The 13,940-nt window shown below is 63.7% G+C and carries 13 protein-coding genes; 7 read left to right on the top strand and 6 right to left on the bottom strand.

Features of this window, described 5'->3' with window-relative positions:
* Nucleotides 1-68: 68 nt before the first annotated feature.
* Entirely contained in the window at nt 69-1,715 is a 1,647-nt protein-coding gene (locus IPM84_03300; protein MBK9091798.1) for a transporter, read from the bottom strand.
* Between the two features lie 7 nt (nt 1,716-1,722).
* Nucleotides 1,723-2,499: an alpha/beta fold hydrolase gene (locus IPM84_03295; GenBank protein MBK9091797.1), complete on the bottom strand. Its 777-nt coding sequence runs from the start codon at nt 2,497-2,499 to the stop codon at nt 1,723-1,725.
* A gap of 257 nt (nt 2,500-2,756) precedes the next feature.
* Here IPM84_03295 and IPM84_03290 point away from each other — a divergent pair, with 257 nt between their 5' ends.
* From IPM84_03290 to IPM84_03265, 6 genes are all read left to right on the top strand, one after another.
* Nucleotides 2,757-3,356 carry a sulfite exporter TauE/SafE family protein gene (locus IPM84_03290; protein ID MBK9091796.1) on the top strand — a complete coding sequence of 200 codons (600 nt, stop codon included), beginning with the start codon at nt 2,757-2,759 and terminating at the stop codon, nt 3,354-3,356.
* Nucleotides 3,320-3,562: a hypothetical protein gene (locus IPM84_03285; GenBank protein MBK9091795.1), complete on the top strand. Its 243-nt coding sequence runs from the start codon at nt 3,320-3,322 to the stop codon at nt 3,560-3,562. The genes IPM84_03290 and IPM84_03285 overlap by 37 nt, the downstream gene beginning before the upstream one ends.
* Nucleotides 3,563-3,564: 2 nt before the next feature.
* Nucleotides 3,565-4,794 carry an alcohol dehydrogenase catalytic domain-containing protein gene (locus IPM84_03280; protein ID MBK9091794.1) on the top strand — a complete coding sequence of 410 codons (1,230 nt, stop codon included), beginning with the start codon at nt 3,565-3,567 and terminating at the stop codon, nt 4,792-4,794.
* Between the two features lie 76 nt (nt 4,795-4,870).
* Nucleotides 4,871-6,184 carry an MFS transporter gene (locus tag IPM84_03275; protein MBK9091793.1) on the top strand — a complete coding sequence of 438 codons (1,314 nt, stop codon included), beginning with the start codon at nt 4,871-4,873 and terminating at the stop codon, nt 6,182-6,184.
* Nucleotides 6,185-6,322: 138 nt separating this feature from the next.
* On the top strand, nt 6,323-8,035 hold the full coding sequence (locus IPM84_03270; protein ID MBK9091792.1) for a thiamine pyrophosphate-binding protein: 1,713 nt from the start codon (nt 6,323-6,325) through the stop codon (nt 8,033-8,035).
* 44 nt (nt 8,036-8,079) lie between these two features.
* A complete protein-coding gene (locus tag IPM84_03265) occupies nt 8,080-8,907 on the top strand; it encodes an SDR family oxidoreductase (GenBank protein ID MBK9091791.1) in 828 nt (275 codons plus the stop codon).
* Between the two features lie 256 nt (nt 8,908-9,163).
* On the opposite strand, the gene IPM84_03260 is transcribed toward IPM84_03265, so the two are convergent.
* Genes IPM84_03260 through IPM84_03250 form a run of 3 tightly spaced genes read right to left on the bottom strand, consistent with a single transcriptional unit; the run spans nt 9,164 to nt 10,772 of the window.
* Entirely contained in the window at nt 9,164-9,724 is a 561-nt protein-coding gene (locus IPM84_03260) for a DUF1670 domain-containing protein (GenBank protein MBK9091790.1), read from the bottom strand.
* Nucleotides 9,685-9,972 (bottom strand): hypothetical protein, encoded by a 288-nt coding sequence (locus IPM84_03255; GenBank protein MBK9091789.1) that lies wholly within the window; start codon nt 9,970-9,972, stop codon nt 9,685-9,687. The genes IPM84_03260 and IPM84_03255 overlap by 40 nt, the downstream gene beginning before the upstream one ends.
* The gene (locus tag IPM84_03250) at nt 9,969-10,772 is read right to left on the bottom strand and encodes a DUF1670 domain-containing protein (protein ID MBK9091788.1); all 804 of its coding nucleotides are present in this window, start codon (nt 10,770-10,772) and stop codon (nt 9,969-9,971) included. The genes IPM84_03255 and IPM84_03250 overlap by 4 nt, the downstream gene beginning before the upstream one ends.
* 598 nt (nt 10,773-11,370) lie before the next feature.
* Between IPM84_03250 and IPM84_03245 the strand changes: the two genes are divergently transcribed.
* Complete coding sequence (locus IPM84_03245) at nt 11,371-12,363, top strand: hypothetical protein (protein ID MBK9091787.1); 993 nt, start codon at nt 11,371-11,373, stop codon at nt 12,361-12,363.
* 91 nt (nt 12,364-12,454) lie between these two features.
* On the opposite strand, the gene IPM84_03240 is transcribed toward IPM84_03245, so the two are convergent.
* On the bottom strand, nt 12,455-13,792 hold the full coding sequence (locus tag IPM84_03240) for an ABC transporter substrate-binding protein (GenBank protein MBK9091786.1): 1,338 nt from the start codon (nt 13,790-13,792) through the stop codon (nt 12,455-12,457).
* Between the last annotated feature and the right edge of the window lie 148 nt (nt 13,793-13,940).

Below are 13,940 nucleotides of genomic sequence, written 5' to 3'. Positions count from 1 at the left end.
TCGCCTTTTTGCGCACAGGAGACGTGAAACTCCCCTTGTGCAGGCTGGCTGCCCCAAAAAGTCTCCGGCTACAGGCGCAACAGGACGGCGAGCAAGATCTGCGCCAGCAGGATTTTGCTGATCAGCGCGATGGGGTAGACGGCCGCATAGCCGATGTTGGGCAGTTCATCGCCCGTTTGCTGCAACGCATAGCCCAAGACGGCCGGTTGTGTCTGCAAACCGGCCGTCATGCCGAGCAGCAGCCCCATGGGAATCTTGAAGACGCGGCGGCCGATCCACAGAGTGAGGAAGGCGATCAGCATGGTGAGCAACGCGCCGGCGATGAAGATGGTGACGCCGCCGCCCTGCTGCAGCGTGCTGACGAACGCGTAACCGGAGCGCGTGCCGACGCCGGCCAGGAAAAGTACCAGGCCGATCTGGCGCAGCGTCAGGTTGGTGTTGTACGAAAGGTTCCACACCAACGGGCCGGTATGGTCAATGGCGCCGAGAATGAGAGCCGCGATGAGCGGCCCGCCGGCAATGCCGAGCTTGAGCGTCACCCCACCTGGCAGCGGAATGGGCAACATGCCCAGAAGGATGCCAAGCGCCAGGCCGAGATTGAACGGCAGAATGTCAATTTCGCTCAGCGCCTTGTAGGAATCGCCAAAGAACTTCGTGATCGCGTCCATATTTTCGCGCCGCACCACCACGCGCACGCGGTCGCCCAATTCCAGGATTAAGTCATCCTGGGCCAGCAGTTCGATGTCGCCCCGACGCACGCGGGTGACCACCGCGCCGAATTGCTGTGGCAGGTTGAGGTCACGCAGACGCTGCCCGGCCACGTGCGGCCGGGAGACGAAGACGCGCCGGAAATCGTACTCACCGCGGTCAAGCTCCAGATGCTCTTCGCTGACCAGGCCCAGGCTGGCCGCCACTTTGTCAAGTTCCTCCGCGGTGCCTACCACGCTGACCAGGTCGCCCAGATGCAGTTGAGTGTCCGCGGCGGCGATGGTCAATTTCTCCTCGCGCTGCAGCCGTCCAAAGACGACGTCCCAATGCTGGCGCTGCAAAAGCTCAGCGATCGTGACACCGATTGCGGCCGGCTCCGTCACCTGGATAGTCCGATTGACCAGACGCCGACTGCTGGCCGCGACGTCATGCACGCGGCTGGCTTCGGCGGCATAATCAATCTTCCATACGCGCTGCAGCACGGTGATGACCAGGATCATGCCGATGACGCCCATGGGGTAGGTGAGGGAGAAACCGATGACCGGCTCGGCCAGCATCTGTTGTACCAACTGCGGTGACGCCGCACTCTTGATGTATTCCAGGGCGGCCGCCAGCGCGGCGGTGTTGGTGAAGCTGCCTGTAAACATGCCCGTGGTGACGCCCGGCGACAGGCGCAGCGCCGTGCCCACAGCGCCCACCAAAACGGTGGCAAAGATCAACATGACGAGAATGAACAGGTTATCGCGCAGGCCGCGGCGGCGAAATGAGGCGAAGAACTGGCGGCCGCTGCTCAGGCCCACGGTGTAGACAAAGACCACAAGCCCCAACTGATAGACCAGTTCGGGCAATTTCATATCGGGATGCAGCGCGCCGAACGCCAGGCCGACGAAGAGAACCGCCGCAACGCCCAGGCTGCTGCCGCCAATCTTGATGCTGCCCAGCGGGTAGCCAATTGCGCCGACGAGAAAGAGTAAGAGGAGGGGATTGGCGAGAAGGATTTCGATCATTTGGTGTTCACAACTCCCGCTCTGTCAGCCAAACCAAAATTCGATCTGCAACAGCTTGCCAGTTCGGCTCCAGCATCATATCGTGCGCCATACCCGCGAAGATTTCAGCCTGCGTGTTGTACGCGCGCGCTGTTGCCTCAACTTCGGCGGGGCTGAAAATGGTATCCTTCGATCCACCCAGGACAAGCACCGGCGTCTTGACCTTTCCCGGTTTGGGCAGATTGAACACGAGCATATCGAGAAAGCCCAAATAAGACTCGTCCTGTAGCCTTTGCGCATAGGTCTGCGCTTGTTCATCCCCCAGGCCCTCCGAGAAGAAAGCCTCGCGCGCCAGCTGGGGAGTGGACACCAGGGGGAACAGGCTCAGCGTTAAGTTGACCTTGGCGAAGGCTACCGGATGGCGCCTGGCGATTCTGAGTGTCGTGGCTAGAACACCGGCCGGCGACACGGAAGCCAATAAGACCGCGGCCGGAGCGAGGGCATTCTCCAAATACTTTTGGACCACCAGCCCGCCCATGGAATGACCGATGATAACGGGTGGGCTGGGCAATTGTGACGCAGCGGCTGCCACATCTTCGACGTAATCGGCAATTCGGGTCCAGCGCAAATTGCCGCGTCCCTCGCTGTTTCCATGTCCGCGCAGACTGACGGCGTGAGCCGCGAAGCCATGTCGAGTGAAGTAATCGAGAAAATGAACATCCCAACACCAGGCTGCATGCCAGGCTCCATGTACAAAAAGCAGGGGCGTTGATCGCGGGTTGGCGAGTGGGTACTTCGAGATCATTTCCAGTTTCATCGTCTTCCTCGTTGAGCAGTGAGTGAGGGCTAGAGAACAGAGATCAAAGTATCATGGGAAGGACCGGACTCCATTCTAGCACAGAGTCAGGAAAACTTCAATCCTTCTTTACTGGCATTACTGGCAACACCCGTTACCGAAAATAGCGGTCTCCTACATCTTATGGTACACTGTTTGCAACGTCCCCATGTCGTCAGGCCCGTGCGATTACCACCTGCACGGGACACCGGCCAGGCCAGAGGTGTATGACCACCATTCTCTTTGCCGTCATCGTCTTGTTTGCCGCGCTGTTACAGACAATTTCGGGTTTTGGCTTTGCCCTGCTCGCGATGCCCCTGGCCACGCTGGCCTTCTCTGTGGCCGCCCCTGGGGTGATGGGCGTACGCATCGCCGCGCCGCTGGTCGCCATGACCGGGTTCACCCTCTACGCGGTCAACCTCCTGCGCTATCGGCAGGCGCTGCAGTGGCATGCCGTCACCCGGCTGGCCCTGGCGGCCGCCTGTGGGATTCCACTTGGCATCTGGATGGTTGCCACGGTCAACGAAACCGTGGTCAAGCTAATTCTGGCCGCGGTGCTGATCCTTTACGCCCTTAATTCCCTGCTGCGCCCGCTGCTCACCCCCGCCCCTACAAGCCTGACGCCAACGGCCGGGCGCGCGCCGGCAGCGCCTTCGTCCTGGCCGGCGCGGGCGTTTATCTGGCCGGTTTCCTGGCTGGCCTGTTGGGCGGCGCTTACAACACACCCGGCCCGCCGGTCATCATCTATGGCACGCTGCAGGGTTGGCCGCGCAACGAGTTCCGTTCGATCTTGCAGGCGCTCTTTCTCTTCAGCAGCGCCCTGGTGATCGCCTCACACCTGGTGGCCGGCCATCTCACCGCCACGGTGTGGACCCATTACCTGATCGGCCTGCCAGCCCTCTTGCTCGGCGTCGGCCTGGGCGCACAGGTGGATCGCCGACTCGATCATGACCGCTTTCGCCAGGTCCTCAACGTGATGATCTTGCTGACCGGCCTGGTGTTGATTGCGCAGGAACTGTCACGAAAGGTTTGACCATGCAGACGTTGGTGATAGACATGGACATCCCCCGCATTGTGCTGACGCAACTGCTCAGCCGCATCAGCCCCGCGGCCTTCTTTGCCCGCTCCTCTCCCCTGCGCCTGTTGACTCTGCCCGACCCGCCCCTGCCCCGGCCCGATTGGGTGCGCGTGCGCAATCGCCTGTGCGGCATCTGCGGCAGTGACCTGCATCAGATCTTCCTGGATGCCAGCCTGGACGTGGCGCCTGTGGCCTTGCCCTCGCACCGCCGCATCTACCTGGGCCATGAGATGGTGGGCGAGGTGATCGAGGCCGGCCCGGCCGTGACCCAATTCAAGCCTGGTGACCGGGTGGTGCGTTGGGGTCGCGCGGATGATTGCGCCGCCCGCGGCCTGCCTGACCGCTGCCCGGCCTGCGCGCGTGGGCACCGCGTGCTGTGCGAGCGCGCGTCCGAGCCGCGCGAGCATCACCCCATCGGCGGCGGGTTTGGCGACACCTTCATCACCCCCGCCAGCACGTTGGTGCCTGTGCCGCCGGCCGTGCGCGACGAGCAAGCCATCTTCACCGAACCGGCCGCCGTCGCCATTCACGCCGCCTGGCGCTGCCTGCCGCAGGCGGGCCAGCAGGTGCTGGTGCTCGGCGTGGGCGCCATCGGCTTCCTGCTCATCCAGGTCTTGCGCGCGGTGCAGCCAGCCGCCGCCATCAGCGCGGTGGCCGAGTTCCCCTGGCAGGCCGATTTGGCGCGCGCGTGCGGCGCCGATCATGTTTTTCTGGCCCAGGCCGATGGCTATGCTGAGACGGCCGCGCGCACCGGCGCTCGTCTCTACCACGGTCGCGCTGGCAATCGTATGCTGCTGGGCGGCTTCGACATCATCTTCGATGTCGTCGGCATCCCCGCCACGCTGACCAACGCCCTGCGCTGGACGCGCGCGCGTGGCACCGTGGTCCTGGTGGGCGTCAACCTGCACCGCATGAACGTGGACCTGACCCCCGTCTGGTACCAGGAAGTCAATCTGCTGGGCGCGGTGGGCCATGACATCGTCTCCTGGCAGGGCGAGGAGATCTCCACCTTCGACCTGGCCTTGCGCTGGCTGCAGAGCGGTGATCTGCGCACCGATCCCCTGTTGACGCATCGTTTTCCCCTGTCCGCCTATCGCCAGGCGTTTGCCACCGCCCTGGACAAACGTCAGGCCCGTTCAATCAAGGTTGCATTCGAGGGGCTGGCAGCCTCCACCGCGGAAGCGTAAACTGCCAGGCTGCGGGCGCAACAAGCCGTCGTCGTGTTGAGTCGTGTAGAAAGGAGCTTTGCTGATGAGTGCTGTGATGAAACCATTGTCCACCAACCGCGAACGCTGGGCCTGGTACCTGTACGACTTTGCCAACTCGTCGTACGCCGCCGTGGTTCTGCTGGCCGTCTACTCCGCCTACTTCAAGAACGAAGTGGTGGGCGGCGCCGAGGGAACACGGCTGTGGGGTCTCTCGATCTCCATCGCCATGATCGTGGTCGCCATTCTTTCCCCCTTCCTCGGCGCCATCGCTGATTTTTCCGCCAGCAAGAAACGCTTCTTGCTCATTTTCACCTCCATCACCTGCGCGTTCACCAGTCTGCTCTTCTTCGTGCAGAAGGGCGACATCGTCATGGGCATGATCTTCTTCATCCTGGCCGAAATCGGCTACCGCAGTGCGCAGGTCTTCTACAACGCCCTGCTGACCGAGATCGCGGCGCCGGCCGAGATCGGCCGCGTCTCCGGCACCGGCTGGGCCATCGGCTCCGCGGGCGGCGTCGTGATTCTGCTCATCATCCTGCCCCTGATCGTGTTCATCAAGGGCGCCTTCATCGTGCGGGTGTCGCTGGTCATTACCGGACTTTTCTTTGCCGTCTTCGCCGTGCCCATCTTCCTGTGGCTGCGCGAGCGCGGCCGGGCGCAGCAGCTCCCTGCGGGCGAGACTTACTTCAGCATGGCCTTGCAGCAGGTGAAAAGCACTATCCGCACCGCACGCCAGTTCCGCGAGTTTCTCAAGTTCATGCTGGCGGTGCTGCTGTACGATGACGGCATCATCATGGCGCTCGACTTTGCCGCCATCATCGGCGCGGTCCTCTTCGGCATGAATCAAACCATGCTCATCGTCTTCGTCATCATCGTCCAGGTGACCAACGTGGTCGGCGCCTACTTCTTCGGTATCCTGGCCGACCGCTACGGCTGCAAGCGCACGCTGACCCTGTCCATCAGCATGATGATCCTGGTCGTCATCTGGCTGTACTTCAACCAGACCCAGACCGGCTTCCTCATCATCGGCGCTTTTGCCGGCATCGCCATGGCCGGCGTGCAGTCTGTCAGCCGCACCATGGTGGGTGCGCTGACGCCCCCGGCGCAGAGCGGCGAGTTCTACGGCTTCTTTTCCATTGTCGGGCGCACCTCATCCTTCATCGGCCCGGCCGTCTACGGCTGGCTGGCCGCCGAAGCCGCGCTCTGGTATGAGCGCCAGGGCGTCGCGGTGACCAGCGCCGAGCAGATGGGCCAGCGCATCGCCATTCTGTCCATCGCCGTCTTCCTGGCGGCCGGCCTGTTCATGCTGCGTTTCGTCAACGAAGAGCGCGGCCGCGCCACCGCCGCCGCCTATGCCACCACCAATTGACACGAAAATAATTCGTGAAAATTCGTGGCAAAGAACCCACACATTCTCTGCCACGAATTCCACCAATTGACACAAAAAACAATTCGTGAAAATTCGTGAAATTCGTGGCAAAAAAATCCAAATGGAGGTTTGTTTTTCATGACTCAGATGACCGGTGGAGAATTACTGCTGAAATGCCTCAAGGCCGAGGGAGTCAGCACGATCTTCGGACTGCTCGATGGCAGTCACAATTCGTTCCTCACCAAACTGCAAGCGTATGACATGCGCTTCGTGTCGGCTCGTCACGAAGCGGCCGCCGCGCACATGGCCGAAGCCTGGGCGCGCATCCGGGGCGAGCCAGGCGTCGTCATCGGCGGCATCGGCCCTGGCGCGGCCAACATGGTTTCCGGCATCGCCACCGCCTATGCCGAGGGCAGCCCCGTGATTGCCATCACCGGCCAGCGGCGGCGCACCATCATTGACCCCGACCGCGGCGGCGCCTTCCAGGTGCTCGACCTGGTGGATTTCTATCGCCCTGTCACCAAGTTCGCGGCCGGGCTGCGCGACTGGCGGCGCCTGCCGGAGCTGCTGCGCAAGGCCTATCGCATGGCCACCAGCGGTCGCCCCGGCCCGGTCTACATCGAAATCCCCGAAGACCTGCTGCGCGGGACCGGTGATGATGCCGATGCCCCCATCTACGCGCCAGACACCTATCGCGTCGGCCGCCTGGGGCCAGGCGACCCGGCGCTGCTGGCTAAAGCTGCTGCGCTGCTCGCCGGTTCCAAGCGCCCGCTGCTGCACGCGGGCAGCGGCGTCACCTGGGCCGGCGCCGCGCCGGCGTTCAACGCCCTGGGCGAACACCTGGGCGCGGTCATGACCACCACCCTGGCCGCACGCGGCGTCGTCCCCGAAGATCACCCGCAGTACATCCACATCCTCAACCAGGATGCCCTGGCCGCGGCGCGCGGCGAGGCCGATGTGGTGCTCGTCGTTGGCGCACGGCTGGGCGAGCTGGATGCCTGGGGCAAGCCGCCGCTGTGGGGCCAGGCTGAGGGCGCCACCCTGATTCACGTGGACGCGGACCCCGCGTCCATCGGCCTCAACCGCCCGGTGGATGTGGGCATTGTGGGCGATGCGCAGGCCGCGCTGGCCGCGCTGCTGGTGCAGGTACAAGCCCAGACCGCGCCGCGGCCGTTGCACGACGGTTTCGCCGTCTACGGCCGGGCCACGGCGCAGTTGCAGGCGCAGTTGGCGCAGGCTCTACGGCCGGGTCGGCAGGGCATCAACTCCGGGCAGATGGTCAAGGCCGTGCGCGAGTTCTTCTCACGTGACAGCATCATGGTGCAGGACGGCGGCAATACCAGCCTGTGGTGCGCCAGCTATCATCCCATCTACGGGCCGCGCAGCTATCTCTACACGGCCAAGTTTGGTCACCTGGGCACGGGGTTGCCCTATGCCATCGGCGCCAAGCTGGCCGCGCCCGAACGCCCAGTCTACCTGATTTCGGGCGATGGCGCCATCGGCTTCAACATTCAGGAACTGGAGACGGCGCGGCGTCACGGCGCGCCGATCATCGTCATCGTGGCCGTGGATGAAGGCTGGGGCATGGAGCGTTCGTCGCAGATGATGGCGCAAATGCCGGCGTTCGTAGAAACCGAGCTGTCTCCTGGCATCCGCTATGACCAGATCGCCGCCGCCTTCGGCTGTCATGGCGAGATGGTGACCAGTCTCGATGGCTTGCAGCCGGCCCTGGCACGCGCCGCGGCAGCCGACCGTCCCACGCTCATCCAGGTCATGGTGGACCCGGAGATCAACATGGCGCCGCCCGGCCTGCTTGAGTTCGGCTCCCTGGTCTACCGGGCCACCGATTAGCCACCCAATGAGCGGGGGACAGGCGGGGGAACAAGAAAACAACCATGAACCTTCAAGACAAAGTCGCGATTGTCACCGGGGCCGGGCGTCGGGGCGGCATCGGTGTGGCGGTGGCGCAGCGCCTGGCCGCAGAGGGCGCGCATCTCGTCCTTGCCGACCTGGCGGCGCCGCCATCCACGCTGCTGCACGGCGGTTCCGGGCAGTGGGAGGAGATGCTGGCCGTGGCGCAAGAGATTGCGGCTCTCGGTGTGCGTTGCCTGCCGCTGCGCGTGGATGTGACGCAGGCGGCGTCCGTGGCAGAGATGATCACCGCAACCATGCAAACTTTTGGCCGCATTGACATCCTGGTGAACAACGCGGGCGCGACCATCGGCCCGGCGCCGGTGGCGCAGATGGCCGAAGAGGCCTGGCGACGCACGCTGGAGATCAACGCCACCGGTACATTCCTGTGCTGCAAGGCCGCGCTGCCCGCGATGATCCAGGGCGGCCGCGGCGGGCGCATCATCAACATGTCGTCGCTGGCCGCGCGCAGACCCCGGATCTACATGAGCGCGTACGCGGCCAGCAAGGCGGCCATCATCGCGCTGGGCGAATCGTTGGCGCAGGAGGTGGCGTCGTTCGGCATCACCGTCAACGCGGTGCTGCCCGGCGACATTGACACGGCGTTCAAGCAGTGGGGGTTGCAGTTGGAAGCGCAGGTCACGGGCCGACCCTACGAGGATGTGGTTCAAGCCCAGGTCGCCCGCATCCCCGTGGGCCGCCTGGGCACAGCCGCGGATGTGGCGCACCTGGTGGCCTGGCTGGCGTCGGACGAGGCCAGTTTCATCACCGGGCAGGCCTACAACATCACCGGCGGCCGCGAGCTGACGTGAGACCCTGGGCGCCGAATCCCCTTGCGCTGGCTGGCTGGTCCATCCATCGTCGGGCAAGCCGCTGTAGGTCCGGCCTCCTGGCCGGACGATGTTGGACAAAGGAAGCAAGCCCTGTGGCGGAGGGCGTCGTCACGCCGGAGGCGTGACCTACGGGTTGGGCATGTCACGCCGTCTGCGGCAAATCATGCTTCGGTGCGTCAACGGGGGGTATGGCGAAACAGGAATTCCAAATAAGGTCAAATGAGCCTCGGGGCGCTCAGGCGGCCGCTTGTGCGGCCACCGCCGGTTCAGGCGAGTAGAAGACCAAGTTGGGTTCATACTCGCGGATCAACTGGACGTGTTCCCGCACGAGTGACGCGGCGTGCTTCGCGAGCGCCGGAATCTCGTGCAGCGGGAACTTCTGCGCGAGGGTGCGGGTGACTTCGTAGTCCTTGATGTAGCGATCTACGGCGTGCTGCGAGTGGTTAAGTTCGCGGGCAATGTCGGCTGGCGATTGCCCACGCAGATAACGGCGGATCACCTCGGCCTTGTGCGACACCGAGGGGCCGATATCATGCACTGTACCACGGATCGGCACGGTCATGGCATGTTCTTGCTCATATTGGCGCAGCAACTGACCCGCGTAGGACTCGGCCAGACCGCTGAGCAACGACAAATCCAAGAGGGTCAGGACGCCCCCTTGGTCATACGCCTCCTGACACCAGCGGACAAAGCGTTGCTGGTTGAAGGTGCGGCGCGCCGGCGGCTGATCGACGCCCTGATCAGCACTGAGCAGCGCTACCTCTGCGTCGGTGACCAGGTGCAGGCGGACATGCACCAGGTCGCGAATCTCGGGCGTTTTGCCCGTGGCCCCGATGCCACCGCCACCGCGGGCCAGTAGACATGACGGGGCGGCAGATCGGTAGCGTAGGCCTGCTCCACCAGCGTCAGAATATCGGCGATGATCGCGTGCGCCACGACGGGGCCGCGCTCGTAACCGTACTCGTTGAGGAACTTGTGGAGCAACTGCTGGTGCAAGGAGCGTTTGGCCCAGCGCGTTTCAGGCGTACTGGTTTGGGTTTTCATGGGATCAAACGCCCCCTTTTAATCTCGGCCGGCGTGGCCGTGGCCGCGTCGGGCGTGCCGAGCAGGATCTGCAAGCGGTCGTTGGCCGCCGGGCATTGTTGATACAGCGTCAGGTACTCCTGAATCAGGCGTTCAGACAGCCCGGTGGCGCTCCGGATGGCGGCGCGATCCAAGTGCTGCGCCTGCAAGCGGATGATGCGCACGAAGTCGTCGCAATAGCGCCGAATGGCGCCGATGCTGTGATGCCGCCGACGCTCGATCTCGCTGAAGGTGTAACCGGCGAGATAATCACCGACGATCTGCACCTTGTGACTGACGCCCTTGCCGATGTCTTTGACTTGGCCGCGTGTCGGGACCCGCAGATCTTGCTGCCGCAGTTCATGCACGTCGCGTTTGATCGTCGCCAGACTGCTGCACAGCAAACAGGCCAGGTCTTCGTGGCTGAGCAGCCCGCCTTGCGCCTCAGCCTCTTCGGTGAGCCGTAAGAGCCGCTGCTGCCGCAGCGCCGCGACGCCAGTGCCCAAGGCGATCAAATCATCCGGGCTGTGCAACGTCAACTTCACGGCCACCCGCTGGCATGCGGTCAGCTTCTGGCCCGCCGGACTGGCCTTACTCACGGCCAGGTAGGTCAACTGGCCGTTCTCACGCCGTTGGGGATAGTAGTCCTCGTCATAACGGCGCAACTGCTCGAGCAAGGTGCGCGCCACCAGCGGCGCCAACTGAAAATCGCGCTGGATACGTTCGATGATGGCTTCCCCCGCTTCTTTGGTCTGTAAGCGGGCAATGGCTTCAGATTCCATGTGCTCCTCCTGGGATGCTGCGTCATACGCTATTCTAGGTGATGATCTTCGTTTGGACCATTTGCTCGGCTGGGATTGCCAAATCCTCGCCGTGGCCGCCGGATTGCCAAATCCGGCGGGAGCTGCTGGCCGAAACGAAGATCGTCGCCCTATTCTACATCCCGAGGGTCATTTGAGCCTAACGTAAATGTGAACGGAATGGCTGCCCGTAAATGGGCCTGCGCTCCTCATTCGGGCGGTTTTGGCCCAAAATCCCCGAGATAGGTGGGCAGCAAGAGGGATTGTGGGCGTTGGAGAGCTACATTTGGAAATGCGGCGCCCCGTAGGGGCACCTTGACTTGAGCGAGCGATGCCCCCCCACACCCGTCGTCCCGTAGGGACGATTGAATGAGGCCGCCCCGAGCGCAATCCGTCGCTATACCACGACCGCGGGGGATGGATTCAACCGTCCCTACGGGACGGATACGGCTCGTGCGATGATGGATGGCTAAGGTCAGGTGTCCCTACGGGACGCGTCGCGCCCACCAGGACGGCCTGGCGCTGGCCAGTCACATGGATGGCTACATTTGGAACTGCTGATGGCGAAAGGAGAATTCCAATGGAAGGTGCAGATGCAGCGGTGATTGACTGGCTGCTGGCGGGCGATCCGGCCGTTCGCTGGCAGACTCGCCGGGATCTGTTGGATGAACCACCCGCGCTCTGGGCCGCGGACCGGGCGCAGGTCGCGCTGACGGGCTGGGGCGCGCAGTTGTTGGCTCAGCAGGACGCGGCCGGCACCTGGGGCGGCGGGCTTTATTCGCCAAAGTGGATTTCCACCACCTACACCCTCTTGACGCTGCGCCACCTGGGCCTGCCGCCGGACAACGCGCAGGCCCGGGTGGGCTGTATGCTGTTGTTGGAACAGGGATTCTACCGCGACGGTGGCATCAACTTCTTCAAGTCGTACAAGTTCAGTGAGACGTGCGTGACCGGCATGGTGTTGGCGCTGCTCAGCTACTTCCAGTGTCGGGATGAGCGCGTCCCCCAGATCGTGACGCACCTGCTCGGCCAGCAGATGGAAGACGGCGGCTGGAACTGCGAACGGCCGCATGGCGCCACGCACGGCTCGTTCCACACCACCCTTTCCGTGCTGGAAGCCTTGCACGAGTATGTTCAATTGGCGCCCGACGGGGCCAGCGCAGTGCAGACAGCGGTAGATCGGGCGCACGAGTTTCTTTGGCAGCATCGGCTCTACCGCTCGCACCGCACCGGCCAGGTGGCTGATCCCGATCTTATCCGCATCTTCTTCCCGCCGCGCTGGCGTTATGATTTTCTACGCGCCCTCGACTACTTCCAGGCGGTCAATGCGCCCGCCGATGACCGCATGACCGACGCTGTCCAACTTCTGCTGAGCAAGCAAACGCCTGACGGCCGCTGGAAACAGGGGACCAACTGGGCCGGACAGGTCTTCTTCTACATGGAGAAGGTGGGTCAGCCAGGCCGCTGGAACACCCTGCGCGGCCTGCGCGTTCTACGCTGGTGGCGGCGGTCAGAGGTACGCACGCGCGCCCGGGCAAAGAACGTATCCCCCAGCGGTGGGATGTCTGAATAGTCAATATCGTCGTCTGTCATGCGGTCCAGACGTTCCCAGTCAGTTTCCAAAAGCGTCGAAATATCTTTTTCGTTCATAGCGGCTTGCCTTTCTACTTGATTGCAGACGCGGCCTTGGCCGCGGCGGCGGTGAGCGCGGCCTGGGCGCTGATGTCGGTGAAGAGGGCGGCTTCGATGGCCAGGCCGATCTCACGCGAAACCGGGGTGTAGGCCGGCACGTTGGGGCGCACGACCGCGACCGCCATCTGATCCAGGATGACCTGCGCCTGCGGGGTCTGTTTCAGGTAATCCTGGTAAGCGGCCGACTGCACCACAGACTGACGCAGGGGCAAATAGCCGCTGGCCATGCTCCAGGCCAGGTTGGTCTCCGGGCTGGTCATCCAGCGGATGAATTCCCAGGCCGCGGCCTGATCTTTGGCGCGGCTGAGGATGGCGAGATTGGCGCCGCCCACGCCGGTGGCGGTCCGTTTGTGGCCGGGCAGGGGCGCCATGCCCAGGTTGTCCGGCCCCAGGGCCTTGCGCAGCGCGCTGAGGCGCGCGGTGGAAGCAATGGCCATGCCCACCTTGCCCCCCTCGAAGCCGTTTTCCGGCGGCGCCAGCGGCAGCGAGCGATCCTTCTTCGCCAGGTCAACCCAGAATTGCAGCGCCTCCACACCGGCCGCTTCGTCGAAGCGTACCGCCTTGAAGTCATCGCTGAAAAGCGCGCCGTTGTTCTGCCACAAGAAAGCCAGCCAGTAATAGACGTTGCCTTCATTGGCCTTGAGCGGCATGGTGATCCCCCACTGCTCCGGCGTGCCGTTCTGGTCCGCGTCCAGCGTCAGTTGGCGGGCGATCGCGGCCAGCATCTCCCAGGTGACCGGCGGCTGATCGAGGTCCAGCCCGGCTTTTTGGAAGAGCGCCTTGTTGTAGTACAGGGCGATGTTGCTGAGCGCAAAGGGCATGGACCAGCGCTTGCCCTGGTAGCTGGCCGTTTGCCAGGCTTTGTCCCAGATGTCGGCGCCGGCCAGGCTGGCATCTCCTGCGATGAAGTCGTCCAGGCTGACGAGCGCGCCGGCATCGGCCAGCTCTGACGACCAGAACTGGTCAATCTGCGCCATGTCCGGCCCGGACTTGGCCGCGAGGGCGGTGACGAGCTTTTCGCGCATCGTGAAGAGGGTGCCGCCATAGCTCGACTCGACCTGGATGGTGGGGTGGGTTTGGTTGAACTGCTGCACCAGCGCGTCGAACGATTGGCCCAGGGCGCCGCCGTAGGCGTGCCACAGGGTGAGACGCGTGACGGTAATCGCTGGTGTCTGCGGCGGGGTGGTGGGGAATTGAGCGCCCGGGGTCGCCGGGCCGGTCGGGGTGGATGACGCAGGGACGCAGGCCGCCAAGAGAACGGCCAGGAACAAGACGAACAGCAGGCGCGCAGGCCTGGTCAACGCAAGCATAACGATCTCCTTTGGGAGTTTCGACGCACAAAAAAGCCTTGATGTCAGGAGTTGTGCAGTCAGTTCGTCGCCCGGCGACTGCAAGTCGCTGCAACGACTGCGAAGCCCACTTGCGTGGGCTGTGCCCAGGACTGAAATGCACCCGTCA

Source organism: Candidatus Amarolinea dominans (assembly GCA_016719785.1).
Classification (GTDB): domain Bacteria; phylum Chloroflexota; class Anaerolineae; order SSC4; family Amarolineaceae; genus Amarolinea; species Amarolinea dominans.
This window is presented reverse-complemented; position numbering and strand designations above follow the sequence as displayed.

Bases quoted from the DNA above. Each gene is read 5' to 3' on its own strand.
- IPM84_03300 (MBK9091798.1), bottom strand. From the start codon at position 1,715: ATGATCGAAATCCTTCTCGCCAATCCCCTCCTCTTACTCTTTCTCGTC.
- IPM84_03295 (MBK9091797.1), bottom strand. From the start codon at position 2,499: ATGATCTCGAAGTACCCACTCGCCAACCCGCGATCAACGCCCCTGCTT.
- IPM84_03290 (MBK9091796.1), top strand. From the start codon at position 2,757: ATGACCACCATTCTCTTTGCCGTCATCGTCTTGTTTGCCGCGCTGTTA.
- IPM84_03280 (MBK9091794.1), top strand. From the start codon at position 3,565: ATGCAGACGTTGGTGATAGACATGGACATCCCCCGCATTGTGCTGACG.
- IPM84_03275 (MBK9091793.1), top strand. From the start codon at position 4,871: ATGAAACCATTGTCCACCAACCGCGAACGCTGGGCCTGGTACCTGTAC.
- IPM84_03270 (MBK9091792.1), top strand. From the start codon at position 6,323: ATGACTCAGATGACCGGTGGAGAATTACTGCTGAAATGCCTCAAGGCC.
- IPM84_03265 (MBK9091791.1), top strand. From the start codon at position 8,080: ATGAACCTTCAAGACAAAGTCGCGATTGTCACCGGGGCCGGGCGTCGG.
- IPM84_03255 (MBK9091789.1), bottom strand. From the start codon at position 9,972: ATGAAAACCCAAACCAGTACGCCTGAAACGCGCTGGGCCAAACGCTCC.
- IPM84_03250 (MBK9091788.1), bottom strand. From the start codon at position 10,772: ATGGAATCTGAAGCCATTGCCCGCTTACAGACCAAAGAAGCGGGGGAA.
- IPM84_03245 (MBK9091787.1), top strand. From the start codon at position 11,371: ATGGAAGGTGCAGATGCAGCGGTGATTGACTGGCTGCTGGCGGGCGAT.
- IPM84_03240 (MBK9091786.1), bottom strand. From the start codon at position 13,792: ATGCTTGCGTTGACCAGGCCTGCGCGCCTGCTGTTCGTCTTGTTCCTG.